Annotated in this window: 21 protein-coding genes and 2 pseudogenes; 14 read left to right on the top strand and 9 right to left on the bottom strand. The window is 52.1% G+C overall.

What is annotated here, in order from left to right:
• Positions 1–67 precede the first annotated feature (67 nt).
• Positions 68–1,006, top strand: coding sequence for an NADP-dependent oxidoreductase (locus tag EPA93_RS16265; protein WP_129888518.1), 939 nt, complete (start codon positions 68–70; stop codon positions 1,004–1,006).
• 166 nt (positions 1,007–1,172) lie between these two features.
• Here EPA93_RS16265 and EPA93_RS16260 read toward each other — a convergent pair whose 3' ends face one another.
• Complete coding sequence (locus EPA93_RS16260; protein ID WP_129888517.1) at positions 1,173–1,484, bottom strand: hypothetical protein; 312 nt, start codon at positions 1,482–1,484, stop codon at positions 1,173–1,175.
• A gap of 190 nt (positions 1,485–1,674) precedes the next feature.
• Here EPA93_RS16260 and EPA93_RS16255 point away from each other — a divergent pair, with 190 nt between their 5' ends.
• On the top strand, positions 1,675–2,628 hold the full coding sequence (locus EPA93_RS16255; protein ID WP_129888516.1) for a phosphotransferase: 954 nt from the start codon (positions 1,675–1,677) through the stop codon (positions 2,626–2,628).
• A 1,060-nt stretch (positions 2,629–3,688) separates the two neighbouring features.
• On the opposite strand, the gene EPA93_RS16250 is transcribed toward EPA93_RS16255, so the two are convergent.
• A complete protein-coding gene (locus tag EPA93_RS16250; RefSeq protein WP_165423172.1) occupies positions 3,689–4,303 on the bottom strand; it encodes a DUF2220 domain-containing protein in 615 nt (204 codons plus the stop codon).
• Between the two features lie 509 nt (positions 4,304–4,812).
• On the opposite strand from EPA93_RS16250, the gene EPA93_RS16245 reads away from it, so the two are divergent.
• From EPA93_RS16245 to EPA93_RS16230, 4 genes are all read left to right on the top strand, one after another.
• On the top strand, positions 4,813–6,762 hold the full coding sequence (locus EPA93_RS16245) for a primary-amine oxidase (RefSeq protein ID WP_207229570.1): 1,950 nt from the start codon (positions 4,813–4,815) through the stop codon (positions 6,760–6,762).
• 75 nt (positions 6,763–6,837) lie between these two features.
• Positions 6,838–8,313 (top strand): APC family permease, encoded by a 1,476-nt coding sequence (locus EPA93_RS16240; RefSeq protein ID WP_129888514.1) that lies wholly within the window; start codon positions 6,838–6,840, stop codon positions 8,311–8,313.
• Positions 8,314–8,580: 267 nt separating this feature from the next.
• Complete coding sequence (locus EPA93_RS16235; protein WP_165423171.1) at positions 8,581–10,110, top strand: APC family permease; 1,530 nt, start codon at positions 8,581–8,583, stop codon at positions 10,108–10,110.
• A 133-nt stretch (positions 10,111–10,243) separates the two neighbouring features.
• On the top strand, positions 10,244–10,945 hold the full coding sequence (locus EPA93_RS16230; protein WP_129888512.1) for a serine hydrolase domain-containing protein: 702 nt from the start codon (positions 10,244–10,246) through the stop codon (positions 10,943–10,945).
• A gap of 32 nt (positions 10,946–10,977) precedes the next feature.
• Here the strand turns inward: EPA93_RS16230 and EPA93_RS16225 are convergent, their stop codons facing one another.
• Positions 10,978–11,481: an SRPBCC family protein gene (locus EPA93_RS16225; protein ID WP_129888511.1), complete on the bottom strand. Its 504-nt coding sequence runs from the start codon at positions 11,479–11,481 to the stop codon at positions 10,978–10,980.
• Positions 11,482–11,631: 150 nt separating this feature from the next.
• On the opposite strand from EPA93_RS16225, the gene EPA93_RS16220 reads away from it, so the two are divergent.
• The 6 genes from EPA93_RS16220 to EPA93_RS16195 all read left to right on the top strand — a co-directional run bounded on the left by EPA93_RS16220 (position 11,632) and on the right by EPA93_RS16195 (position 18,448).
• On the top strand, positions 11,632–11,820 hold the full coding sequence (locus EPA93_RS16220) for a hypothetical protein (protein WP_129888510.1): 189 nt from the start codon (positions 11,632–11,634) through the stop codon (positions 11,818–11,820).
• A gap of 1,074 nt (positions 11,821–12,894) precedes the next feature.
• Entirely contained in the window at positions 12,895–13,551 is a 657-nt protein-coding gene (locus EPA93_RS16215) for a TetR/AcrR family transcriptional regulator (RefSeq protein ID WP_129888509.1), read from the top strand.
• Positions 13,552–13,615: 64 nt separating this feature from the next.
• Positions 13,616–14,389 (top strand): class I SAM-dependent methyltransferase, encoded by a 774-nt coding sequence (locus tag EPA93_RS16210; RefSeq protein WP_165423170.1) that lies wholly within the window; start codon positions 13,616–13,618, stop codon positions 14,387–14,389.
• 292 nt (positions 14,390–14,681) lie between these two features.
• Positions 14,682–15,230 (top strand): DUF2867 domain-containing protein, encoded by a 549-nt coding sequence (locus tag EPA93_RS16205; protein WP_165423169.1) that lies wholly within the window; start codon positions 14,682–14,684, stop codon positions 15,228–15,230.
• Between the two features lie 255 nt (positions 15,231–15,485).
• Entirely contained in the window at positions 15,486–16,202 is a 717-nt protein-coding gene (locus EPA93_RS16200) for a class I SAM-dependent methyltransferase (protein WP_129888506.1), read from the top strand.
• 194 nt (positions 16,203–16,396) lie between these two features.
• Entirely contained in the window at positions 16,397–18,448 is a 2,052-nt protein-coding gene (locus EPA93_RS16195) for a molybdopterin-containing oxidoreductase family protein (RefSeq protein WP_165423168.1), read from the top strand.
• Between the two features lie 387 nt (positions 18,449–18,835).
• Here EPA93_RS16195 and EPA93_RS48430 read toward each other — a convergent pair.
• The 6 genes and pseudogenes from EPA93_RS48430 to leuC form a co-directional block, all read right to left on the bottom strand.
• A pseudogene (locus tag EPA93_RS48430) lies at positions 18,836–19,129 on the bottom strand (transposase); the annotation flags it as partial.
• Positions 19,053–19,760 (bottom strand): thiamine pyrophosphate-binding protein, encoded by a 708-nt coding sequence (locus EPA93_RS16185; protein ID WP_207229569.1) that lies wholly within the window; start codon positions 19,758–19,760, stop codon positions 19,053–19,055. The gene EPA93_RS16185 and the pseudogene EPA93_RS48430, both read right to left, overlap by 77 nt.
• 77 nt (positions 19,761–19,837) lie before the next feature.
• Positions 19,838–21,316, bottom strand: a complete 1,479-nt coding sequence (locus tag EPA93_RS16180) for an isochorismate synthase (protein ID WP_129888503.1) — start codon at positions 21,314–21,316, stop codon at positions 19,838–19,840.
• Positions 21,317–22,109: 793 nt separating this feature from the next.
• A pseudogene (locus EPA93_RS16175) lies at positions 22,110–22,349 on the bottom strand (transposase); the annotation flags it as partial.
• A 44-nt stretch (positions 22,350–22,393) separates the two neighbouring features.
• Entirely contained in the window at positions 22,394–23,029 is a 636-nt protein-coding gene (gene leuD, locus EPA93_RS16170) for a 3-isopropylmalate dehydratase small subunit (RefSeq protein WP_129888502.1), read from the bottom strand.
• A 22-nt stretch (positions 23,030–23,051) separates the two neighbouring features.
• Positions 23,052–24,482 (bottom strand): 3-isopropylmalate dehydratase large subunit, encoded by a 1,431-nt coding sequence (gene leuC, locus EPA93_RS16165; protein ID WP_129888501.1) that lies wholly within the window; start codon positions 24,480–24,482, stop codon positions 23,052–23,054.
• Positions 24,483–24,681: 199 nt separating this feature from the next.
• Between leuC and EPA93_RS16160 the strand changes: the two genes are divergently transcribed.
• Positions 24,682–25,590, top strand: coding sequence for a LysR family transcriptional regulator (locus tag EPA93_RS16160; protein WP_129888500.1), 909 nt, complete (start codon positions 24,682–24,684; stop codon positions 25,588–25,590).
• 100 nt (positions 25,591–25,690) lie between these two features.
• Positions 25,691–26,596 carry a LysR family transcriptional regulator gene (locus EPA93_RS16155; protein WP_129888499.1) on the top strand — a complete coding sequence of 302 codons (906 nt, stop codon included), beginning with the start codon at positions 25,691–25,693 and terminating at the stop codon, positions 26,594–26,596.
• Positions 26,597–26,736 lie beyond the last annotated feature (140 nt).

The following is a 26,736-nucleotide window of genomic DNA, read 5'->3' as shown; positions in this document are numbered from 1 at the left end:
GACCGGAGGAGCGGTTCGCCGTTGACCAGCAGAAAAATGGACAACGGATTTGAAATGGAGAAATGAGATGTCACCACAGAGAAGCAGAGCCGTCATCATGGATTCGTTCGGTGGGCTTGAAAAACTAGATCTGCGTGAGGTCGCTGAGCCACATGCACACGCGGGACAAATCCGGGTCCGCGTGGTTGCTGCTGGCTTGAACCCGATGGATTGGATAATGACTGCTAATGATGCAGCAGGTGCCAGATTCGGCCTGAGTCTGCCAACCGGTTTTGGCTCTGACTACGCGGGAACAGTGGACGAGGTTGGTACCGGAGTGACCGGGTTCGCCATCGGCGATCGAGTCTTTGGCAGCGCCATCTCGCGGTCCGTCGCTGACTATGTGATTATCGACCTTGAAAGACCTCTATCTCTGGGCGATGGGGTGCATCATACGCCAGACGGTATTGATGATATCACCGCCTCGACGCTTAGCATTGCGGCGAGAACGGCTTCAGCAGCTCTGGCCGTGCTCAAGCTTGAGCGGGGCAACACCATCCTGATTGGCGGGGCAGCCGGAGGGGTGGGGGTCTTCGCAATCCAACTCGCCCGCTTGGCCGGGACAAACGTCATCGGCACCGGCTCCGCATCATCGTTTGACTACTTACAAGGCCTCGGTGCCGAACCAGTGACCTACGGCGCGGGCCTGGCCGAGCGAGTACAAGTCCTTGCCCCCGATGGAATTACCGCAGCTACCGATTTATACGGATCGGAGACGGTAGAAGCCGCGCGTAAGCTCGGCGTTCCAGATAACCGTATCTCCGTTATCGCAGCTCAAATTCCGGGAGTAATCGGAGTTTCAGGAATCGATGCCGCCCCAGGTACCCTTGAAGACATTGCCGAACTGGTTGCTACTGGCAAGCTCCAGGTTCCCATTGCGGCGACCTACCCGGTAGAACAAATCCGCGCGGCAGCCGAGTTTCAGTCCAGCCGTCATGTCCACGGCAAGGTTGTCGTCAAGCTCTAAACGTGGGCAGACCTGTAGGATGGGCGTTCGCTTCACGTTTGCATTCGCCAACAGAATCTCCCTTGCAATAGGGCGGTTGCACAAAGAGGACTTTGATGGAAAAGGATAGAATTGTACATTTTTACACTTTCTCCTGTGTCCTATTTTTCACATACCTCGGCGCTGATCAATTCAGGGAATTTTTTGACTTGAATTGTGCTCGAATCGTTAAGTGCCCTACAGAAAAGCAGATGGCACCTCTGGTTGCCGGAAAGGCCTGCCTCAACGAATGCCAAGATTGATGGAGAATGGTATCACCACTACGAAGAGTGAGGCGTCGAAGACCATTTTCCTGATTTACCGAACCAATATGATGACAATTTCTAAATACTTGCGGAGAAAATCCTTCTGGGGCTGGAGAGGCAAGTTTCACATTGGAGATTCCTTGGATTCTTTCTACCTGAATAAGATTAAGTTCGTCTGTTTCACTCGTCGTCATGCTACAGTCCTTTATCTGAGAGTTCCCACACGATCCTGCTCTTTAGCTATCTACGTATGGGCAAGGAGGCGCTTGTTGAGCGTCTGATCCCCACCGAGCAGCGAGAACGGTGGCTCACGCAACAAGATGAGGCGTTGACCTGGCGATTGCGTACGGAGGCCGCTGAAAGACATTTGAAAGGAACACTACAATGAACATACCGAAAGAGGAGGGTATCAAGCATCTGCTTCAAGCAACTCTTGCCCGCTATATCGCAGCAGAAGCTCGTATCGAGCAGATCCTTTCATCACCGATTACTCCTGGACTCTCTGGGGCCAACATCCAACGCCATCAGCTCACATTGCAGACACCACAGGGCCAGAGGCGGACCTCGCTGGTGACGAAAGAGGCAGGACTGCTTGAGAGGCGCATCCTTACTCAGTTGAACCAGCAGCAACAGCGAGCTGTTCCTTTCAGCTATACCTTCGACCTGACCACCGATGTACCAGCCCTCCTTTGTCTTCAGGATCTTGGAACACAGCAAAGACCCGATATTACAGGATCGTTTCCTTCGCACTTGCTTGTACAGGAGGCACAGGGGCTGGCTGCCATCCATATGACCAATCTTGGTCACACAGAGGCATTGGCGTGGCTGCCCCGTGCTGATCGCTCGTATGTGATCGTCTATATTCAGCAGCGCTTTTGGCGACCAGCATGGGAGCAGGTCGTCAATGATCCTGCATTTGTCGAGCTTTTTGGGCCAGCTATCCCCAAGGTTGAGGCTGCCGCTGACACCATTGCCGATGAGATGGAAGCGCTCTATTGCGAGGATGAGACACTGACATTGGTTCATGCAGATTTAAACCCAAGCAATGTCATGGTGTACGAGAACGCGCCATACTTTCTTGACTGGCAAATTCCACGATATGGATCGTTGTATCTCGATATCCCTCATTTATTTCCAACCTTGGAGCAAGCAGAGCTGTATCGACAGGCATTAGAAGAGGCTGGGAAAGCAATTGCTCCTGGTGATTTTGCCGAACGCTACCGCATTGCTGCACATTTTGTCGGCCTAAGATACCTCTGGTTCCCTTTGAAGGCATGGCGAGAGGACCATACGAGAACGAAGTGGGTCCATCACTACCTCTCTCTGATCCTTCAGTGACGGAGGAATACGCGCTTTCATTTTGGAGAGACATATGGCTTGCTGTATGTCTCTGTGATCTTTCCTTGCACAATGGTTAAAACCTGAGCACGGCCAGGAATGTTCACATCCATTGATACCAACTAGATGATCTTTTCTCTCTACGCTGAGCTTGACCAGGCACATATAGTCCTCTTCCTTGAAGGGTTCCAAAGCCAGTACTGCGCCGAGGATGGACGCTGTTTTGACACAGATGAGCGCCGCTGCATGTACACTGCTCGCCACCGTCGAGCCATCAGGAGTGACCACGTAGAGGTCCATCGTGTGCTCATCAACCTGGGTGAGCAAAGCCGGAGCGGGAATGGAGAGCACAAAGGACTAGGTAGAGGAGCGTTCACGTGGGGACGGACTTTGCCCCTTCGCGCATCGCTACGAGTTCCGGCTCCATCCTCAAGTGCTGCACGGCTGTACGCACCTGCTTGTACGAGGGGAGTTTTACAGTGGTTCCAGTGGTCTTCGACAAGTGTGCCGCTACCTGTGTCCGACACGCTTCTAGGAATGATAGTACGCCTGAAGTCGCTTGTGGAGGTCCTTGAGAGGAAAGTGAAGCCTGCTTGGAAGGCAGGCACTGCCAAGCAGGCTATCGCGGGTTCGAGTTCCGTCTCCCACTCCACTTGCAAGATTGTTCTTCTCCTCACAATAGCTGTGCAGGTGAGGTGCCATTTTAATCACGGTCCTTCTGGGTAGGAGCTGAGGCGACTATTTCACACGGGGCGTGCCTTAGCTGCTCCGTTCTCGCTCTGTGGAAGTGTCAAAAACGCATGTGCAGCATCTGGCCTGAGCTTTGGCGATCCATCTAGTTCGTCTTGTCTGCTGGCTAGATGGCTACCAGCTCGCTCTTACCTGCGTTTCTGCTTTTGAGAGGCTCTACCATGCGGCCTAAGAAGTTTGCCAGCAGTCTTGGGAAATGGAGCACGCTCAGAAGGGACGCTGCTCTGGATTAGGATTCATGCCATCACCTCGACAGATCGGACGGCATAATCAGTATATAACAAGAAGCAGCACTATATAGGCAACTTTCTTAAATGCTCTTGGATGGATCACTTCTGGCCCAGTTCCTCATTTGCAGCAATCTCTTCTGTATTTGGCTCGGTGCATGGGCATGTGTAGTATGCTCCTGTTCCAGACGAATCGTATTATGAGCAAGGTGCAAGAAAAGCTCGTGCTCATCTGCTGTCAAATATGGTAGGTTTCGCACTGCACAGGGGGTTGCTCGCACACAGAATTGGGCAAAGATCTGCAAAGTTTCTTTTTCCATCATGAGCGAGATGACATATGGAAAGATCGAACGGAGCTGGGAGAGAATCTGAAACCCGTGGGAGTCAAGATCGCCCCAATAGATCACTGGAAATTCAGACAGCCAGGGGAGCGATACCCGGCTGCCGACCTTGAAGCCTCCGCCAAGGATTGCAAAGGTATCAGACAATGGAGGTAACGTAAGAAACGTCATCTTATTTTCGGCGATGATGCAATAATGTCCTTTGAGGGGCAGCCTTGCACACTGAGAATGTGGGAGGGTGAGCTCAGTAACTGCCAGCCCATAGTGCTTTCTGAGTTGATCATCGAGCAAGCGTATTTGCCCCTGGTCCTCCTCCCGGAGCCCAAAACGCTGCTCGAACGTTGGAGCATCTTGCACGATGACTTCCTGAGGGTGCAGTTGTTCGAGGAGTTATTACAAAATTCCAGTATGTCGCTCAATAAAAAAGGGAAAAAGCTCCAACTATCCTACGCGTTTGCTGACTAACAAGAAATAAGTGCCTGCGTTTGCCACGTATCGCACAAGGTTACAGTCGTCTTGTAAATACAATGTTTGTTTGCTTGTAATGATTTCACATACTCTATTCGCGTGTGGATATCTAAAAAACTCAGAAATGGATAAGTATTCTTATTAATCTTTCATTAAGATTTTTTAATACTTACTTGTTCTTATTGACTAGCCTAAATGTTCTGATTAAAATATCCATAGCTCATATCCATGCCATGGGCACGGATATTTTTTATTTGCATGTATTTATATATCTGCATTTACTGCTGTATGAAAGGGCAAGAGATAGCTCTCTAGCAAAAATTACAAAAGCAGAACTCACCCCTCGCTGTGACCGCTAATCGTTGCAATATACGTATATCTAGAGAGGAACGCCTTTTATGGAAAATATGTATGAAACTCCCGTAAAAAATCATACTGCACAGGCTATGCCTCACCCATTGGACCCCTTAACGGTCCAGGAGATCGAGGCGGTGGTTCAGATTGCACGTAGCGAACGGGGGCTGAGCGAGAGTGTCCGTTTCGCCTCGGTCAATCTGCATGAGCCGGCGAAGGAGACTGTGCTGGCATTTGAGCCGGGCACGCAGGTAGCAAGAGAAGCAGAGCTTATCCTGCTTGATAACAGCGATGGCATGGCCTACGAAGCGATTATCTCGCTCACCGAGGGACGCATCGTCTCCTGGAAACAGGTGCCCGGTGTTCAGCCTTCGATCATGCTTGACGAATTCTTTGAGTGCGAGCAGCTACTCAAGTCTGACCCTGCCTACCAGGCAGCCTTGCGCAAGCGCGGCATTACCAACTTCGAACTGGTCATGGTCGATCCCTGGTCTGCCGGCAACTACGGAGCTGAAGAGGAGCAGAACAGGCGTCTCACACGCGCTCTCTCCTGGGTAAGATCAGATCCCAACGATAATGGCTATGCGCATCCCATTGAAGGCGTATTAGCGCTTGTCGACTTGAATAAGATGGAGGTCGTGCGCATAGAGGATCACGGCGTAGTACCGCTGCCGCCGCAGCCCGGAAACTACACGCCCGAGGCCGTTGGTCAGATACGGACCGATCTTAAGCCCCTAGAGATCACGCAACCCGAAGGTCCGAGCTTCAGCGTCAACGGACACGAAGTACGCTGGCAGAAATGGCATCTCCATGTTGGTTTTACCACGCGTGAGGGGCTGGTACTGCATACCGTTGGCTACGAAGATCAGGGCCGCATTCGTCCTGTTCTCTATCGTGCCGCGCTCGCCGAAATGGTTGTTCCCTATGGTGATCCCACCATTACCCATAATCGCAAAAATGCCTTTGACGTCGGCGAGTATGGCATTGGAACCCTGGCGAACGCGCTCGAACTGGGGTGCGACTGTCTGGGCGTCATTCACTACTTTGATGCGGTCGTTAGTGATAGCCGGGGCCGCGTCGTATGCCTGCCCAACGTCATTTGCCTGCACGAAGAGGATTACGGCATTCTGTGGAAGCATGTCGACTGGCGCACCAACCAGGCCGAGGTACGTCGTTCGCGCCGCCTGGTCGTCTCGTTCATCGCGACAGTTGGCAACTACGAATATGGTTTCTTCTGGTATTTCTATCAGGATGGTACGATCCAGTTTGAGATAAAGCTGACAGGAATTATCAATACTGGAGCGCTGCCGCCCGGCGCCAAGCCTAAGTATGGGCAGCTCGTTGCGCCGCAGCTCTACGCGCCCATCCACCAGCATATTTTCAATGTCCGTATGGATATGATGGTAGACGGACTGCGCAACTCGGTCTATGAAGTGCATACTGAGGCCGAGCCACAGGGACCTGGTAATCCCAACGGCAATGCGTATTACTCAAAAGCGACCTTGCTCGCGCGAGAGGCGCAAGCGCAGCAAGTGATTGATCCTTTCTCGGCTCGCTGCTGGAAAATCGTCAATCCGCACAGCCTGAACGGCCTGGGCGAACCCGTGGCCTATAAGCTCATGCCGGGCGAAAATACATTGCCTTTCGCCCATCCCGAAGCGAGCGTCATGAAGCGTGCGGGCTTCACGCGCAAGCACCTATGGGTTACCCCTTATCAGCCAGATGAACGCTATCCAGCGGGCGATTATCCCAATCAGCATCCCGGCGGAGCGGGATTACCCGCATGGACGCAAGCCAATCGTTCTATTGAGGACACCGATATTGTCATCTGGTACACCCTAAACGCACATCATACACCTCGGCCAGAGGACTGGCCCGTTATGCCGGTTGGCTATATTGGATTTATGCTCAAACCGGTAGGCTTTTTTGATCGCAATCCAGCCCTCGATGTGCCCCCGCCAGCGCCGCATGGCGACTGCTGTGAGCACCAATAAATACAACTATCTTCTTCTCCTGATGCTGAGAAGGAGCTTGCATCGACGTTACTGAACGTAAGAGGAGATTAGCGCATGTCCGAAGTCTTAGAAGGCGCCCCGGTGGGGGAAAGCGCCGAACAGGATACAACGCTCAAAAAAAATGCTATCGGGCTCTCCGAAGTATTATTTCAATCGATCACGGCAATGGCACCCGCTGCTGCAGTGTGTTTCGCGATGACCTCAGCGTATGGCCTCTCGGGTGCCTCAACGCCGCTCGCCGTATTTCTCGCCACTATCGCCTGCGCCTTCATCGCCTCCTGTATTGGACAACTGGCTATCCATATTCCCTCAGCCGGCGGCATGTATACCTATATCAGTCGCAGCCTGGGCGCGAAGTTCGGCTTCTTATCGGCATGGGTCTTCCTGCTGGCTCAGCCGCTGTTGCTCCCTTATGTCGCCTTGATCTGGGGACAGTACGCGGAAGACCTGGTCAAATTGCTCACCGGAGTGGACATTTCCTGGGTCATCTGGACCATCATCGGCTGTATTATCCTGTTCGCGCTCACCTTCTACGGCATCAAGCTCTCGGCCGATGCCAGCGTGATACTGGGTGCGATTGAGATCCTCGTGCTGCTGACGCTGGCGCTGACCATGATCTTCGCCTCAGGTGGGCATAATAACCTGGCGACCTTTACGCCGGCATTTAGCCCGACTGGTTGGAGCGGGATCTTCCAGGGCATGATCTTTGCCTTCCTGGCCTTTGTCGGCTTTGAGGCTGCGGCTCCGTTAGGTGAGGAGACATCACACCCAAGACGTAATATTCCGCTGGCAGTGATCTTTTCCGCTATTGGCATTGGCCTCTTCTATGTACTGGCATCCTACGCTAGCGTGATTGGCTGGGGCATTCCCGCGATCTCTGGCTATGCCAACGACGCTACACCCTGGGCAGACCTTGGTAAAAAGTTCTGGGGCATGCTCGGTCCCATCATCATCAGTTTTGTGATTATTAACAGCTCAATTGGCAACGGAAACGCGGGCATCAATGCCACCTCACGTGTAGCGTACGCGATGGGCCGCGTTGGAGCTCTGCCTGCAAGTTTTGCCCGGCTCTCAAGCCATCGCACCCCTTCATTTGCCATTTTGCTGCATACAGTTGTATCAGCGATCATCACCATTGGATGCGGGCTGCTCTTCGGGATCAGCGGCGCATCGAATCTGATAGGCACAGCTCTGACGCTGGGCCTGCTGCTGCTGTACTTCGCCTCCTGCATCTCGACGTTCGTCTATTATCTGCGTAAACGACGTGAGGATTTCCGCATTGTGCAGCACGTCATTGTTCCACTGGTCCCGCTGGTCATTCTGTGCTTTGTCTTCGCATCGCAGGTCTATCCAATACCTGCCTATCCGCAAAACCTCTCGCTGCCCATCCTTGCTGTCTGGATTCTGTTAGGCATTGGCTACATGTTCTACCTGATGCGTACGAATAAGGAAGCGCTGGCACGTGGCAGCGAGATCTTCCTCGAAGAGGAAGGCAGCGAGCCTGCTGAATTGGCAGAGGCACCGGCATAACGTTACAAGATGCAAGACAGAACACAAGGGAGGCTCGGGGCATAGCATCCGGCCTCTTCTCATTGCTTTCTCAAATGATGGGCTTCTCGCGAGAAGTTTGCCAGGTGTCTGAAGACAAAGCCCTAAAGAGCGAGAAGTGCATAGTCCTACCATCAACCGTGACAGTATTTATGAAAGCAAATAGCTTGTTTCTCGATGTGTGCAAAAGGAGGCATGGAAGCCTCAAGGAGTGTGCATATTTGGGAGTGGAAGGAAAGAAAAAAAGAGATGGCGCAACAAAACAAGCTTTTCCAGAATACAGCGTTGAGGTCAGATGCGCCTGTTGCAAGTAGCGCGAGTCCTGAGGCAGAGTTGATATCGGAAACGTATGTGCCCAGGACCATGCCACCTGTTCTGGGCACATGGAGCATGACCGCTACATTTGTGATCTGTATTTACCTGGCATCCAGCGCGACAACAGCCGCCTCGGGTGGTCCGGCTGCTTTCACCTACCTGCTGCTTGGCTGCGTAACATTTTTCATTCCCAGCCTGGTAGCAACCGCACAGCTTGGTGTCATGTTTCCACATGAAGGAGCGCTCTATAACTGGACGCACAAGGCGTTTGGAGGCTTCTGGAGCTTTTTCTCCGGTTTCTGCGCCTGGTTCCCTGGTGTCTTGATTACCGCGAGTTTTGCCGATCTACTGGTCAGCTACCTGCAGTCCATGAACTCCGCGTGGCTCGCTCTACCCTGGCAGCAAGGGCTGACCATCTGTGCAGTGCTCGCCTGCGTCGGCTTTATCTCAATGCAGCGGTTCATAACGGTGCGCAACATCGTCAACGTCCTGGTTGGAGTGATGTTGTTCTCCAATCTTCTGATCGGGCTGTCCTGCCTTGTCTGGCTGCTGCAAGGGCACGGCTCGGCCACGAACTTCTCGCACTGGGGCGACTGGAGCATCAACCCGGGAAACATCTCCCTCTTCGGGTTGATCGTGTTTACCTACATCGGCACCGAAGGACCCCTGAATTTGGCAGGGGAGATGACGAATAGTGGCGCGATCAAACGCCATCTGCTATGGGGCGCGCTGATCATCTTCTCCATCTACATGGTAAGTACCTTTTCTGTCCTTGTCGTAGAGGGGCAGGCCGCGGTAAATAATCCCTATGCCCTGGTGATGACGGTGGATAAAGTGCTGGGGCATGGCTGGGGAAGTCTGACAGCCATTGGTCTGATGGGGTCTTTTCTTGCTGAAGGTATGGCCTATAACTATGTCTTCGCGCGCCTGCTAATGGTTGCCGGGCTTGATGGTCGCCTGCCCACCTCCATTGCTAAGCTCAATAAGCACCGTGTCCCGACCAACGCGATCTTCTTTCAGACCGTGCTCGGGATCATCGTGACCCTTATTGGCTTTGTACTCGTGCCCTCGATTTCCTTTCTTGGCGCACCTAGCGACCTCTCCCTTGACGCGTACAATGTCACGCAGGCAGCAGCAACCCTGGTCTGGGCAATCTCCACTCTCTTCCTGTTTCTCAATATCGTTGGTTGCTATCGCCGGTATCGCTCCCTTGTGCTGAATGTGCGTATTGTCCCCATGCCTGTGCTCTGGCTAAGTATCATTGTTGGAGTGCTGAGCTGCCTCGCGGGCATCGTTGACACGCTCTGGTATTCCTGGCTCACACAGATTACGAATGAGCAGTGGCGCTACATCGTAGGAAGCCTGACGATGGCCTTCCTCTTTCTGGCAATCATCGGCAGCCTGCTGGCAAATAGCGAAGCTGAGTGGGAGAAGGACACCCGAGCCGTCAAGCGCACCCAATAGGATAAACCACAACGATTTATGATTTACCTTGGCTCTGACGCACTTTTGATGACATGTTCATAGGTGAAGGGAATCTTTCAAGTCTCCTCAAGGAGAAAGGGTAAGGGGGTCTGGAAAGAAGGAAGGAAGCCTGATGGCACCACTCAACCTCTTCCCTGAGAGGCTCGCATACTTTGAATCCTGTAAGGATTTTCGCAGCACCTGGCAATACCAGAACATGATGTACGCGACCGCTGGCTATTTCGTCGAGTGCGTCAGCGGCCTGAGCTGGGAAGATTTTGTGCGGCAGCGCCTCTTCGCGCTGTTAGGCATGACGAATAGCTATATTGATGATCGCAGTGCGCGCGAGAGCGTCATGGACTACTCGTTGCCGTACCGGAGCAGGCATGGCGAGATCAAAGAGCTTCCTTTTTACAGCCATTGGCAGGCGCTAGCTCCGGCTGGCAGCATCCATTCGTGCATCAAGGATATGAGCAAACGGGTGCGCTTCCATCTGAACAAAGGGAAAGTGGACGACCAGCAGCTCGTTTCAGAGGAGCAGATGATGCAATTGCATACCTCTCACATGCCCGGAGTTGATCGCGAGTTGATAACGCTGGACCCCAGACAGTTCCCTGAGCTTTTCTATACCAACTATGCGCTGGGTTGGTTTGTGACATCCTATTGCGGCCATACGCTCTTGCATCATGGTGGAAGCATTCTACTAGATCAGCTTTGTGGATGGGTACGGTACACCAATTGCGCTCGATCTCTGTACGTCAGTCTCACAGGTATTCTACCTCATTTTCATCATCTTCTCTGTCTGTCAGAGACATGGGGCTTCGTGGGAAATTGAGGGTCCTCTTTGAAAAGTTCTCAACGAGGGCTTCAAGCAACGGTTCGCCCCCCTTTGGCGCGTGCAAGGCGCCTCAGCAAGCGTACCCAGAGAGACCAGGAGTGTCGATGAACAGACGACGAGGTGACAGCAGCTTCAGCTCGGTCAAGAGCATCCTCAATCAATGCATCATGGAGCCAACGGTAGATGAATGGCCATGAAATACAGGCCCCTCTCTTGAGACGCATGCAGAGAGTGTGCTGAAGCCGAACAAGACCGGGACGGACTTCAGAGACATCAAAGCCGTGCGTCCCTTCAAAGCCATCTGGAGCGGTAAATCGGAAGCAAATAGATGTGCCTGGTTTGTACGACTCTACCGTATAACGGAGTGGGCCGTGGCCGCCCACTGCTCCAACGCTCAGTGGGCGGTCAAAATGCATAGCGGGCCAACTCTCATGAGGCCAGAGCCGATCTTGCTCAGAGGCAAGGCCATCGATAAGTTGACCAACCTCAAGAAGCGAACTACAGAGATCACGAGTATGGATATTTCGTACCATGGTCATAGGCTCCTTTGATGTGCAGGTAAAACACGTTTTAGCCTTGCAGAAGCATCCTTCTCTATGCTTCTTACTTCAGGACTTCTCTCTCAAAAACTGCTCTGAGGAGTTTTGAGATCCTCACGACGATTTTAGGAGGTATCTGTAGAGATGTCGCAGGTCCTTTCCACTTATGGGTGGTTCCAGATGTTGATACCCCATGAACATCGTGGAGAGGATGCGAACCAGCAAAAGGCCGTCAGCGGGGTTATCGAGGCGGCGCATAGAGAGTTCGTGGAGATAGGACAAGCGTCTGGCATCGATCCGCTGTTGATTAGGAACGCACGGTTTCATTATTAAGAGGCCAAGGCACAAAGAACCTTCTCCACCTGGCCATATCTCTGCGTCGTACTCAGTTCGCTAAGACTGCGAAGTTGCAGCAAGAGTGTGCCTTCACATTGGCTAATCTCGATAAGCCGTGAAGTCACTTCGTGTTCCCAGAACTCAAGCAGGGCCCCGATAGAGGCAAAACGCTTCTTGTAATGGGAGTAAAAGGACCCTTTTGTGAGCTCGAGTCGCTTGGCAGAGCTCGCCAAGGGTAAGATGGCCTGGCCCTGTGTGTATGAGAAGACCCTCGCGTAACCGTACATCGGCTTTCTGTTTTTTCATCACTTCCCTCCTTCTTAGAAGAGGATACCATACAGTATGGTATCCTCTTCTAAGAAGGAGGGAAGTGATGAGAAGAAATGAATGCCTCCTCTCCGATAGACTTTCCCAGAATCGTGGATGCTAGCTCTCAACCCTGCAGAGTCAAACATTTGGTTGGCAGAAGGAAAACTGATGATATCTCTGATGGTGGCCAGCACCTTATGACTGAGAGGGCACCTAAACCTGAGAGCAGGATGAGGAATGGCACCTGTTTGACCCAGGGTTTGCAAGTAGAAAGCCTACCGAGTTCAGCTTCGACCCCTTTCAGCAGTTCTTCCAGGAGCTAATACAGGCTCAGATCGAGTTTCTTGCGTAACTTCTCAGGAGCAGTGCGCAACTTTCTGCTCTATACTCTTCTCATAGAGAAAGGCTTCATTTGACGAGCCGAGTTTTTCTTTTCCAGCATGGCCCTGGTCTTTTTCTGGCCCGACGAACGAAGAGCGAGACCGCTTTTTTCGCGGAAAAGTGGTCGAGACGCCAGCTTCTTCCACCTTGACAAGCTTTTTCCGCGCACGATTGCCAAATGACGCCGGGCACTTCGCTCATCGTGGCGCAACCAATCTTCCCCATGCTCAACGCACTGCGCTTTGGCTCGGTTGGCCAGTTAATGGAGAAAAGGCAACCTTGTAGCAGTCTGGCGTTATGTTAATGTGACCTTGACGAATCAAAGAGCTTGCATTATTATAACAGTGTTATAATTTGTAATGCCAGTAAAAATCTAAGAGGATGCCAGTGGATAAAATGCTGACCCAGAAGGAACGCCTCCGTCAGTTGAGCCAGCGCCGTCGTGTACAGGAGAAGGAAGCTACCAAGCAAGCTATTCTGAATGCAGCGGCTTCGTTGTTTTCTGAGCAAGGCTACGAGGGATTTTCTCTACGTAAGGTTGCCGAGCGCCTTGGCTGTTCAGCAACCAATATTTATTATTATTTCACCAATAAAGATGATCTGCTCTTTGCTATTATTGATGAGGCGTTTGTCAACTTCAGAGAGCGATTGAGAGCTGCAGCTTCGAGTACTGATGAGCCCTTAGAGGGACTACGAGCCGTTATGCGAGCCTATTTTCTCTTCGGCTTGCAGAATCCCATTTATTATCAATTGATGTTTCTGCAACGTTCTGATTTCTTATTGAAATATCGAAATGAGGAATATGAGCCGCGAATCGACTCATTCCGTGTTTTGAAGGATACCGTGCAGCGTGCTATCGATATGGGGGACCTACGCTTTGCCGATGCTACAACGACCAGCAATACACTCTGGGCGATGGCTCATGGGATCGTCTCCATGGCGATTCAGCTTCCGCAGAGATTCGATCCTGAAAGCGTACAATGCAACGCCGAGATGGCAATGGATATCATCCTGGTTGGAGCTCGAAAGGTGCAATGAATTTTGTCGTTGTACTACTGCTCTACTAACACGAGTTTGTGAAGGAGCGAGCAAGGAAAGCATTATGACAAGACGATGGGACGACCTCAGGAGAGAAACCCCTTCCGAATGGGAAGGATTAGCGATGCGGGAACGATCTCTGCTTTCTGTTCGATATGAGTACTTTCAATCAGTGATCTTTGATACGCTTCATCTCAACCCGCATGGGAAGAGCATACTCCATATTGGAGGTAGGCGAGGCCTCTTTGCAGAAGTGCTGGCACGACGAGGATGGCGCGTGACGATTATTGAGAGTTCTGAGGCTGCTCTGGCTTTCGCCAAGAAACAGACTGGGCAAGAAGAGCTGGCAATTGACTACGATAGAGGGAGTGCTGAGCACCTTCCCTATGCTGATGCTTCTTTTGATATCGTCTACTGCTCCGATACTTTGGAGGTAACGAAGAATCTCGACGGTGTGATAGCAGAGGCTTCGCGTGTCTTAAAGAAAGGAGGAGCATTCCTGTATGATACGGTACACAGGACAATTTTGAGCAGGTTGGTGTATCTCTTTGTTTTTCAGCGTTGGTCCTGGACCAATATTATGCCACCCCACCGCTACGACCAGAGCCGCCTGGTTGCGCCTCCCAATCTAAAACGCATCATGCATGCGCATGGTCTTGCCAACCAGGAGTGTGTTGCATTCAAACCAAGGAGTCTCTCGCAACTCATCGGTGCCGTGAGAGCATACAAACGAGGTAGTATAAATGCAGATGAAGCGGGCGAGCGTGTCCAGATGAAAATGGCGAAACGGGGAGAAAAACCAGCTGTCACCTATCTAGGATTTGGTCTCAAACAATAGGAAGCGCATATAACCTGCAGCCTCCTCTCAGGCTCCTCTTTGAAGGGGAGAAATGGGCTTGTGTCCATTTTCTAAAATCACAGCGGATGATAATTATCCCAGTTTGAACAATCCCAGAACATGAAAGATCAGCTATGAATAATTTTAAACTACAGCATTTTTGGAGGCAGCCAACAGTTCCTGCCACCAGTACAGGATGATGAATTGGAAGCGCTCTACCGGGAAGGAGCAAGAATCTCTGACTTTTTGCTCTATGCAGCAGAAAGCAAACCTACCAGAAAGGAAACCAGATATGCAGACAAATAGCACACACCCCACTTTGAATTTCCCCGAGATAGAGCCACTTCTTTGTGATGCAGATTATATCGATGTGGCAAGTGCCATTGGCAAGGGGGATCTGCGTACCTTTGTAGCTGGCTGGATCACCTACCAGCCGGCATGGATGAAGCCGGTGTTGATTCTACGCACCATAATGCTGGGCAGAGAGAGTTCTAAGAAGAATGGGAAGGGAACGAGCTTGACGCCGCAAACAGTACCTATGCAGGCAGGTGAGCAGTTGTCCGGTTGGACAGTACGACAGGCAGAGGAGGATAGCTACTTGATAGTTGAGATGCATGCAAAGAATCAAGAGGCAGCCCTGAGCTTTGTGGCAGAGCCATTGGCAAACCAGCAAAAGCGCTTCGCTGTCCTGCTGGCTCTCCATTATGTGAACCAGAGTGGTCGTCGTTCTTTTCAGATCCTTCAGCCCTTTCATCGACTCCTTGATATCGTCAAGACGAAAGCGGGCATGAGGGCGTGCGGAGAAGTGATGCCTCAGGTGCACTATTGGAGATGGCGCTAGGAAACTGACTACCCCAAGGCTTATGACGCAGAGAGCAATGTCCCTCAATGGGCCCTTGCGTCATCAAACCAAGGTTTATAGGGTGTCGCTACACGGCGTGGCACTAGGGACCAGGTAGCGGGTACAAGCAGATTGACGAGAGGACCATCAGCTATGTCGTCAATTCAGCAGGTCACAAATGCTCCATGTTTGACCCTCGACTGCTTCCTTTAAACATCTTTTTGACAAGAGCGAAAAACAGTCAAGAGGAAGTTCATGTCCTTTCTTTTTAAAGATACAGAGAGGGCGGCACGTAGATTGCAAATCGTTGCTGACGTGTTTGCCTTCTCAAGCCGTCCGTTCCTGCAAGCAGTGGTTGGCACAGCACCAGAGGTTGCTATCGATCTGGGATGTGGGCCGGGATATACCACGTGCCTTCTGGCGGAGGTCTCACAGTGTGTTCGAGCCATCGGCCTTGGTAGTTCCGAATACTTTCTCTGGCAGGCTCAGAGAAACGCACCAACGTATTTCTCGTTTGTTCGTCATGATGTGACACATATCCCCTTTCCAACTGAACCATGCGATCTCATCTTCTGCCGTCTGCTGTTGACCCACCTCCAAGTGCAGATCTCTGTGCTTGAGCGCTGGGGGACGCAACTGCGGCCACAGGATTTACTACTGGTGGAAGAAGTCGAATGGGTTCGGACGGAACACCCGCTCTTGCGCCGCTACCTGGAGATTCAGACGGCTCTGTTCAAACAGCGAGGCAACGAACTCTATATCGGCCTTGGGCTTGAGCAATACCGGGTGAATGATGGGCTCAGACGCTGCCTGAGTCGTGTCTCAGGTACCTGTTTCTACGACACAGGTAGCTACCATGTTTTCCCTGAATCTCCCATTGTGGAAACACCATCCTTTCGTTCAGCAGCAGTATGGGGCCGTCATCGAGCACCTGGAACGAGGTTTGCAAGCCCTGGCGATCCGTGCCACTAGCGAAGGCGAGAATGTCTGGGGATGCGTCAGCTAGCCTATGAGCGCAAGAAAACAACCTCAACGAAGAGCACTATTCATGGAGAAATAGTTCTATGGAAAAGAAAAACAGGTAAGAGCTGCTTAAGAAGGAACGCTTCTTGAGTCCCTCAGAAGAGAAATAACAGAACGAGATTGAGGAATGCATGGAGGAACATATGGCTGGAAAGCGCCAGATCACGACAATGTGTCCAATGAATTGCTTACCTACCCAATGCGGGATGACGATTGAGGTTGAGGAGAACAGACTCCTATCACTCAAAGGAGATCAGCACAACCCGGATAGTCAGGGCTTTCTCTGCATGAGAGGTTGGGCCACACAAGAGATTTTTGAGAATCCCAAACGCTTGCTGCGTCCACTGCGCCGTGTGGGCCAGCGAGGTAAGGAGAGCTTCGAGCCGTGCTCGTGGGATGAGGCATATGCAATGATCGTCGATGCTATCCAGCAAACGCGACCAGAGCGCGTGGGACTCTGGCGAGGACATGGCATCGGCACAACAGGACCGATAGGGCATAGGCTGGTGAGCCGCTTTGGCCTACTGGGTGGTTTTCAGCAATGGTCAAGCGCGATTGTCTGCTGGGCTATGGGCGGCTACGGGTTAGGACTGACCGGGGTAGTAAAAACTAATACGAAAGAGGATATGGCAGCCAACTCCCGCACGATTGTACTCTGGGGCGCGACACTGGCTAGCCAACCTGATCTTGCGCCGCGCTTAGTTGAGGCACGCAAACGAGGTGCCTCCGTAATCCAGATTGATACGCGCCGCACCGAGGCATCGCGCCACGCTGACGACGTGCTCCTGCTCCGGCCTGGTAGCGATGCCGCGCTCGCGCTCGCCATGGCGCAGGTCATTCTGGAGGAAGGACTCTATGATCGAGCGTTCATCGAGCACCACACTCTGGGCTTTATGCCCTTTGCGGCCTCTGTTCAGACCTGTACCCCCCAATGGGCCTCAGCGATCACTGGCATTGAGCCGGAGCGCATCCGTGATCTCGCGCGGTGCTATGCCACGCAGACTCCTGCAGTGATTGTATTAGGTGGCAGTTCGATGTTTAAGCATCAGTACGGGTGGGAGCCTTCGCGCGCCATCTCCTGTCTGCCAGCTTTGACCGGACAACTGGGCATCGCGGGAGGAGGTCTAGGCCAGCGCCACGGAGCATCACCAGAGAGTACTGGCTACGCCGATGTATTGGCGGATGTCACCCCCAAAATGCCAGCCAAGGCAGCTATTCCCAGCCATATGGCCAGCATAACTGAGGCCATAACTAGCGGTCAGCTTGATGTGCTATTTTTGTTTGGTACCAACATGCTCTCTTCCTTTGCCGACACAAACGAACTTGCATGCGGGCTGGAGCGGATCAGGCTGATTGTTTCCTACGATCTCTTTCTGAATGCGACTTCCCGGCGTTGTGCTGATCTTGTATTGCCAGCGACCGCTTGGTTGGAAGATATTGGTCTGAAAGAGACGGCCACTCATATCTACCTGATGGAGCGCGCGCTTGCACCAGCAGGGGAGTGTCGTTCTCTTACCACCATTCTGCGCGAACTGGCACAGCAGCTTGCGGTGGAGGGCTTCTTTCCCTGGTGGAACGAAGAAGACTTTGTGAATGCCCTGCTGGCTGCGCAAAAGACAGCTGACGGCGAACCGCTAACCGTCGCTGAGCTTCGCCGATGTGGAGGATACTGGCAAAAGAATGGTCTCTCGCACATCGCCTACCAGGACCACCTTTTTGACACGCCCTCTCAAAAAATCGAGTTCTGGAGTGAGCGGGCCTTGCGGTCCGGTCTCTCTCCACTGCCATCCTATACCGTGCCAGCCAGTGAAAAGTATCCCCTGCGTTTCTGTCAGGGACGTACACTTACCGCCTTTCATGCTTTCTTTGACGAAGGCCAAGCACTCCCAACGCTGGCTCTTGCCAATCGGGAGCCGCAACTCTGGATACATCCCCAGGATGCACACAAACGACACATAGCGAGCGGTACCTCCATTGTCATCGCCAACCAGCGTGGTCAATTCGAAGCCAAGGCCCACGTGACTGATGCGATCTTAGCAGGCGTCGTCTGGATGCGCGATGGCTGGAGTGGCGTCAATCGGGTCACTAGTGGAGCGCCTATTGTCTCTGCCACTGCCAGCACCGTCATCCCGGGTGCCCCTGGAGGACAAGCAGCGTATGATGCTTGGGTGGAGGTATATGTGAAAGAAGCATAGCGCTGGAACAGCGGTGATGCAAAGGAGGACGGCTAGGCTGTCGGTGTTATTCTGAGGAAATAGTACGTCATACCATATAACTATGGTTGAAATAGCTTCATTTACATCAAATCCATGTCAAATCTACTTTTCGCATTCAGGACATGCCTCTTTGGGAGGAGATACGTCGCTCTTACGTCATCTTCTTTGTCAAGCTACCGGAAGGCTTTGTATTCATTTAGTGTCTTCTAGTGCTAGTTCTTGCAAAACTGATGCGCAGTTATATGGTATGACGTACTTTTTCCTCAGAATAACGTAAATCCGAACATCAAATGAGTCTGGATCACTTTTGGTGATACTTTTCGCTTTTTTTACGAGAAACTGATCATTCATGTCATCTTTTCGCCCTTATAAGGCATGAAGCACACATTGACGCAATGAGGGGAGCAATGCACGACCATATCCCATCCTTTTGATCAATTTCAGTTTGTGGACCTTTCCCTCGATGACTTCATTGCTCCGAGGCTGGGTCAGGCCAGCCTTGACCGCTGCTTTGTCTAGCTCTATCCCAATCACAAAACATTGCAATTCGGGGATCTGACTTGCCTGTGCTTGAGTGAGCCAGTCATCGGGCTTCTTTCCTGTGCATGTCCATAGCATCTGTGCAAACTGTTGAACGAGATTGTAAGCCAAGTCCACTTCTTCTGAGAAATTGCGCGCAAAGGCTTGAGAAGCCAGGTGAGGCGAAATGCACGCTGATGTAAGGAGCATTCTCGACGCGGCCCTGCCAGGCAATCTCATCGCGCATGGCGAGCGATGGTAGTGGCTGATCTGGCCATGGTTCAGGCGTAAAGGGCTCATGAAAAGTTAGATTGAGATGACAGGTACGGCGGGCACGCCCCTGGTGAGATTGGCGCGCGCTGCGCAATGGTACGGATATAGCGTAAGGTCGCGTTGGTGGCTTGGGCAGCACCACATCCATAAACCATTTTGTATGCGTCCCATAGAGCTGGTTTTGGTTGATGGCTTGGGGAGCTCCACAATCGCGTAATTCGTGCGGACGATCCGCCGTTAGAACCAGCAGCGCCACATGCATGAGTTTCGCCTCGATAATCGCGGGCAGAAAGTTCGCGGCCGCGGTCCCTGATGCAGAGCAGCGCGACCGTCTGGTGGAGCTGTTTGGAGAATCCCAGAGCGAAGAAGGCAACTGATCTCTCGTCCATGTGCATCCAGAAACGTAGCTGGGGGCGCAGCGGTGGTCATTGCCAGAGGGGTCGAGCGCGATCCCGGGCAGATAACCACGTGCGACATCCAGCGTGCTGTAACTCGTCAAAGAACGCGCCTACATAGATGTATGTGGGGTTGGCAACGTCTAGCGCCCCCAGTCATGCCTGTTGAGATCCTTCCCTCTCAATCCTTGCCACGTAATCCACGAAGCATAACCTGGAGCTTCCAACAAGTCTCGGAGTATTCGCTTTCGGGATGCGAATCTGCGACAATACCGCCACCGGCGAAGAGTATAGCTTGATTGCCTTCAATGAGTGCGGAACGTAGCGCGAGAGCAAACTCACCATTGCCTTGCATATCAAGCCAGCCAATGCTACCGGAATACCAGCCACGCTCTAGCCCTTCCTGCTTACGGATAAATTCGAGTGCGGGCTTTCTGGGAAAACCTCCCACGGCCGGCGTTGGGGCCAGATCTTGCAGGGCTTCAAGTAGTGAGTGGCCGGGAAGCAAATCTCCTACGATGGTTGTGGCCAGATGTTGTATATTCTTGAGTCGGAGCAGGTGCGGAGTGTCTTCTACGCGTACTGTGGAACAGAGAGAGGCCAGCACTTTTTGTATAGTGACTACGACAATCTCATGCTCGACCTTGTTCTTCGCACTATGTAGAAGCTCCGTGCCGAGACGCCTATCTTCGGCTTCGGTTTCTCCTCGTGGAGCCGAGCCTGCAAGAGGCATCGTCCGCAACTGTTTATTATGGGCTTCAATGAGTGGTTCAGGTGTGGCACCAACGAAGGTGCGTTGACCGCGCTGAAAGGCAAAGATGTGGGCTGACGGATAGGTCTTATAGAGTTGCGGGAGGACTGCACCGATGTCAAATGCTTCCTCAGCTGTGTTGACGACGCGTACACCGCGGGCCAGCACAACTTTTTCAAATGCACCGCTCTGTATCATTTTTACAGCGTCCGCTACTTTGCTCTTCCACGCAGACTCTGGCAGAAGGTTCTGGATGGAGAGTTGAAGAGAGGCCTTGTCTTGTACCGTTCCTGCTCCGTTCTCTGCCTCTATAGCTTCATGCAGCGATCGTATGCGCGCGCTGATCTCATCGGCGAGTCGTGCGATGTCGTCGCCCTCATTGACAGGCTGGTTGATAGTGAGCGCGGCGCGCGTGCCGCTGTAGTGATAATGGAGCAGGGGCAAGATCAAGAGCGCGTCTGGAAAGTCTTGCCAGAGTTGCTGTGATGGGAGCAAGGGATCGAATGAGAAACCGCCAAAGAGCATCGGGCCTCCCAGGTGAATAGATGAGGCGGTAATTACAGCATGCTCTTGAATGGCATGCCATTGAGCAGCGGCGCTCGCGCAACGAGTAAGGCCAGTAGCCTCTATAGTTATCGCCGCGCCAACACCAACAAAGGCACTTTGTTCCTCAGGGTGTGCCCAGAAGAAAATCTCATCCGCGCTGCCCTGCTTGAACGTCTTGAAAATGAGTAGTGGATCTTCTGCTGCTATGGGAAGGGTGAGACTAGCGAGAACGTTTTGATGTAATGAAGAGGCTTTATGTGAAGCCTGGAGCAAGGTTGACAGGAGTTGCTCACGATGCCGTACAACAGATTCCAAACCAGTAATATCGCTTGTGTCTGGCGTATCAATAAAGACTATATCCATAATTTTAGTATGTCCCTAATGCCAACTCACATAACGCCTTTGGTTTCGTGAGTATAATAAAAGAGCAGTGTCAGGTCGTCAGCTACCTTTTACGATCCGTCTTGAGGATGTAGAAAGCAATAGCGTCATAAGCAAGGTTGACCACATCGTATTGACACTGGTTGGACTTATCCAGGGGTCATGCGCAGCGGCGATGGTAAGGAGCCAGGAGCCGAAAAGCAATGCCTGTAGTATTATAGCACGCGGGTTCAAAGGATGCATTGAGCTTACTTGCTAGTCCTTTGACGTTTCTCCCCTAAATTTCCCTATTGCTTCTATTACTATAATTTTCTCTCCTGGCAACAAGCATACAGATTTATGACAAATTGTTTTAATACAACTTAATTTTACTTACGCTATCTATGCTCGTCGCATAAATCGGACAAATGTTTTCTTTATAAGCTCCTTATCATAATCTCTCAAGAGAAATACGATGTATCAACAACTCTGGTGGGCCAAGACGAGGCGATCCCCTTCTGATGTGGGCAGACGGCTTTCCTCAATGCGGTGGCCGTAGCATTCGACCCAGCAGGCATCACTGCGGCAGAGAAGCCACGCGGGGGCTACCACAGCCAGACTGCCCGGCGCAAAGCGTATGGCCTTTCCCACGCACCTGAGCCGATTGATCGCTGGGATCTTCGCCAACTCATGAGTGGAATGGTGCGCTGGCACCCTCGCGCCTTTAACCACCCTTGTTGCTTACACACATCAAGCAGCGTCTCGAAGAGCAGGTGCTCAGCGCTTCCATAGCTTCAAAACAGCCGGCTTGCAGCCAGTGCTGCGTTTGCTGATACACAATCCACCAGGGCGGCAAGTCATGCGGCATCATGCGCCAACTTGCTCCGGTGCGCACCATCTAGCGCAAGCCGTTGAACACTTCTCTCAGTTCCTTGCGTCGTTGCCCGCCATCTTGGGGCAAAAAGCTCAGATACGGGGCCACGAAGGCCCATTCATCCTCCGTCACATCAGAAGGATATGGTTTTCTGGTCGTCATGCAACCATTTTACCATCGTTTTTTTATGGAGCCCCTAACAGACTCTAAAGTTTAGGTTCTGGAACGGGGTCGAAGAAGAAGGGTACTTCTTGACGGCGTTGGGCCTCATAGGAGGCGATTTTGTCCTCAAGCTGTAGTGTGCGGCCTATAGCATCCAGGCCTTGCAGCAAAGCTTGCTTTCTAAATGGATCGATAGAGAAAGAGAGCGAGCGGCCATCCGGTGTTGTCACAGTTTGGGAGGCCAGGTCGGCGGTGAGGGAGTAACTCTGCTGGACCTCAACAGCGTCAAATAGCTCCTGCACCGTCTCTTTATCCAAAGTAACAGGGAGTAAACCAATATTCAAGCAGTTGTTATAGAATATATCGGCGAACGAAGGGGCAATAATCACGCGAAAACCATATTCGTAGAGAGCCCAGGGAGCCATCTCGCGTGATGAACCACAGCCAAAGTTTTCGCGGGTCAGCAAGATTGAGACGCCCTGGTAGCGCGGCTTATTCATCACAAAATCGGGATTGGGCTCGCGGTTGCTATTCAGGTAGCGCCAGTAAGCGAAGAGGCCATCAGCAAAACCTGTGCGCGAAACTACCTTGAGATATTCGACAGGAATTACCGCATCGGTATCCACATTAGCCCGGTCAAGCGGCATTACCTTGCCATGTACTGTAGTGAAAGGCTGCATACTCAACTCCTTACAGGGTATATTATTGCCACACGCGGATATCGACAAAATGTCCAGCAATTGCCGCAGCAGCGGCCATCGCCGGGCTAACCAGGTGGGTGCGTCCGCCTTTCCCTTGACGGCCCTCAAAGTTGCGATTAGTCGTGCTAGCGCAGCGTTCACCGGGAGCCAGATAATCGCCATTCATGCCTACGCACATACTGCAGCCTGGCTCGCGCCAATCGAAGCCAGCCGCCTTAAAAATCTGGTCAAGCCCTTCCTTTTCTGCCTGCAATTTTACCAGACCGCTACCAGGCACAATCCAGGCCTGTACATCTGGATGCACATGCTTACCACGTACAACAGAAGCGACGACACGTAAATCCTCGATACGGCTATTTGTGCAGCTACCGATAAAGATACGGTCAAGTGTGATGTCCTGCATACGGGTACCGGGCTGTAAGCCCATATATTCGAGCGCGCGCCGTGCTCCGGCCTGCCTTGCTGGCTCAGAAAAGCTCGCGGGATCTGGCACCACTCCTTGGACGGATGTAACCATGGCCGGCGAGGTGCCCCAGGTTACTTGCGGCTCCATATCGTCGACGTTCACAACCGCGACTTTATCGTAGACAGCCCCCTCGTCAGTGCGCAAGGCCCGCCAGAAGGCTAACCCCTGCTCCCAGGCCTCATCTCTAGGGGCTAGAGGGCGCCCTTGTAAATAAGCGAAAGTCGTTTCGTCGGGAGCAACCATACCTGCACGTGCCCCACATTCAATGGACATATTGCAAAGAGTCATACGGCCCTCCATAGAGAGTGCCTGGATGGCTGGACCCGTAAATTCAACGCAATGGCCGGTGCCTGCTGCTGCTCCGATCTGACCAATGATGAAGAGTGCAAGATCCTTGGCGTAGCAGCCCCTGGGTAGCGTACCTTCTACACGTATTTCCATTGTCTTTGGGCGGCTTTGCACAAGGCACTGGCTAGCAAATACATGTTCGACTTCACTGGTTCCTATACCAAAGGCCAGGGCCCCAAAGGCGCCATGTGTGGAGGTATGGCTATCGCCGCAGACAATCGTCATGCCGGGTAGCGTGATACCCTGTTCGGGTGCGGCCACATGAACAATACCATTGCGCGGGTCGTCGATATCAAAGAGGTGAATGCCAAAATCTGCTGCATTATGTTCCATTGTCGTGACCTGTGCCGCATTGCCCGAATTGAGAATTGGCACCTTACTGCGTTTTCCATAGCTACCGACCGGTGTTGAAGGAACGCTATGATCGATCATTGCAAATGTAGCATCCGGTCGACGGAGGCGGCGTCCCACTGATTTAAGAGAAGTAAAGGCTTGTGGAGAGGTTCCTTCATTCAGAAGGTGACGGTCGATGTACAATACTGTACCTTGTCCAGGCTCTTCCTTGATAATATGGGCTTCCCAGATTTTTTCAAACAGGGTACGAGGACGTGCTGCCATGGTATGAGTGTCCTTTCTCTCGCTGTGTGCACCTACGGACATTGCAGAAGTGGCATAAGCAGGATGGTGAAAGACGACTATCTCTCAAGAGAAATATCTCTCTATAAAACAGTATAATGAAAGGCCCTTACGCTGTCCAATGCTTATTTGTATGAGGTATGATAACTGAAAAGCATCACCTGGAGGGAAGAGCAGATCAATGGAGCTTCGTCAGCTTACCTATTTTCTTGCTGCCGCCCATACACAGAGCTTTCGTAAGGCGGCTACGCTCTGCCTGGTTACGCAGCCAGCCTTGAGCAGGCAGGTGGCCGCGTTGGAGGCAGAGTTGGGTGTCCTGCTGTTTACCCGGGTCAAACAGCATGTAGTGCTGACGTCAGCCGGGCAAACCTTTGTGACATATGCTCGAAATATTCTTGAGGAGTTGCAGCTAGGGCAACAGGAGATGGCTCGCTTGCAGGAGGGGCAGAGTGGAACCGTCCATATCGGTTGTAACTATTCACTCTCTGCCTCGTTCCTGCCCCCCTTACTGACCACGTTTCGAGAGCTCCACCCCACCGTACGGCTCAACGTTGAGGTGCGGCATAGTGATGAGGTTGTGGGGCTAGTAGAGCGTAGTGAAGTCGATCTGGGTTTTATCTTTGATCCAGTGGTGCATTCAGAGCTTGTAGCGGTGAAGGAGTTATTTCGTCAGCCATTACACCTTCTTGTCTCGGTGCATCACCCGTTGGCGCGCGAGAGTGCATGCATCCTGGAGCAGGTAATAAGCCAGCCACTTCTATTGTTGGATAAAGCGGCCCGGCTGCGTAAAGCTCTTGATCACATCTTTGAACAGCGTAAATTAGACGTGCAGCCAGTCATCGAGATAGGTACTGCCGAAGGGCTAAGGGAACTGGTAAGGAGCGGCTGTGGAGTAACTCTGTTGCCGCCAGCTCTGCTCTGGCCACTTCAATTGCCAGCAGATCTCATGCTCTTGCCCGTTACCGACGTAAGCGATACATTTGTCTTTGCGCTGATCTATCGGCGCGCCGGCACGCTTACCCTGGCGGCCAGACAATTTATGAATCTGGTTATTGATACGCTGGCCAGACAAAGATCAGATGAGCGGTAAAAGCCGTTCCCTTCCTTATTTTTAGATTTGCCAGGAGTATAAGCTGTCAGGTATAATGAGAGTAAATCATCTTCATTATAAGCTTATGAAGGATATGCATATGAATTTTTCCCAGCTTCAATGTTTCGTTGCCCTGGCCGAGACCGGAAGTTTTACCGAGGCTGCCTATGCGGTTGATCTAACACAATCAGCGGTGAGCCATGCGCTGGCAGCCCTCGAAAGCGAACTGGGCGTAACCCTCCTTGAGCGCAATCGGAAGGGTGTTGTTGCCATTAGCAATGCAGGGCAGAAGATTATCCCTCATGTGCGAGCGTTACTGGCTTCAGAGGCGGCCATCGAGCAAGAAGCCAGGGCTGCGCGTGGCTTGAACGTAGGGAAATTGCGCCTGGGCAGTATTGAATCCATCGTTTCGCCAGCTTTGCTGGCCGGCGTCTTGACAAGTTTTCGCACTGCATATCCCGACATAGAAGTTGTACTTTTTGAAGGGGCGATGCACGAGGTAGGAGAGTGGATTGAACAGAGCATCATTGACATTGGATTTGTCGTCCTGCCAGCCAGGGGTGTTGAAAGTACATTGATTACAACCGACGAGATGAACGTGCTTGTTCCTTATGGGCATCGATTGTATGATAGAGCTGCCGTAACGCTTGATGAACTGTACGAAGAAGGCTTTATCATGGAAAAGACGCAGTGTATGTTTCGGCTTATGAAGAGGTTCGGCTTCGAGCTGAACAAGGATAAGCCATCCATTCGTTACCAGGCCAGCGATAGTGCCACGATTCTGGCCATGGTTCGTGAGGGACTTGGCATTACACTGGTGCCACGTACAATGTTACCGAAAAAGCTAGAAGGTGTGGTTGCTCTTCCCCTTGATCCACCACAGCCATTGAAAATTGGACTTGCCGTCAAAGCGCAGCAAACGGCTTTAAGAGGAACAACATTGTTTGTCCAAACTGCTCTGTCCTGGGCACATGAGCATGCCTTGCTGCAGACGGTTTCCTCCTAGCAAAATTGGGCGAAGGAGCCCCATAAAGATTTGCCAACTGCTTACAGCAAGGGCTGGGACGTCTGTTGGACATGCTTGCGCACCTTAAGTCGTCCTGCTCAATATAAATAGACGTGCTCCAGGCTTCTACCGAAAAGATT

It is taken from the genome of Ktedonosporobacter rubrisoli (genome assembly GCF_004208415.1).
Taxonomy (GTDB): domain Bacteria; phylum Chloroflexota; class Ktedonobacteria; order Ktedonobacterales; family Ktedonobacteraceae; genus Ktedonosporobacter; species Ktedonosporobacter rubrisoli.
This window is presented reverse-complemented; position numbering and strand designations above follow the sequence as displayed.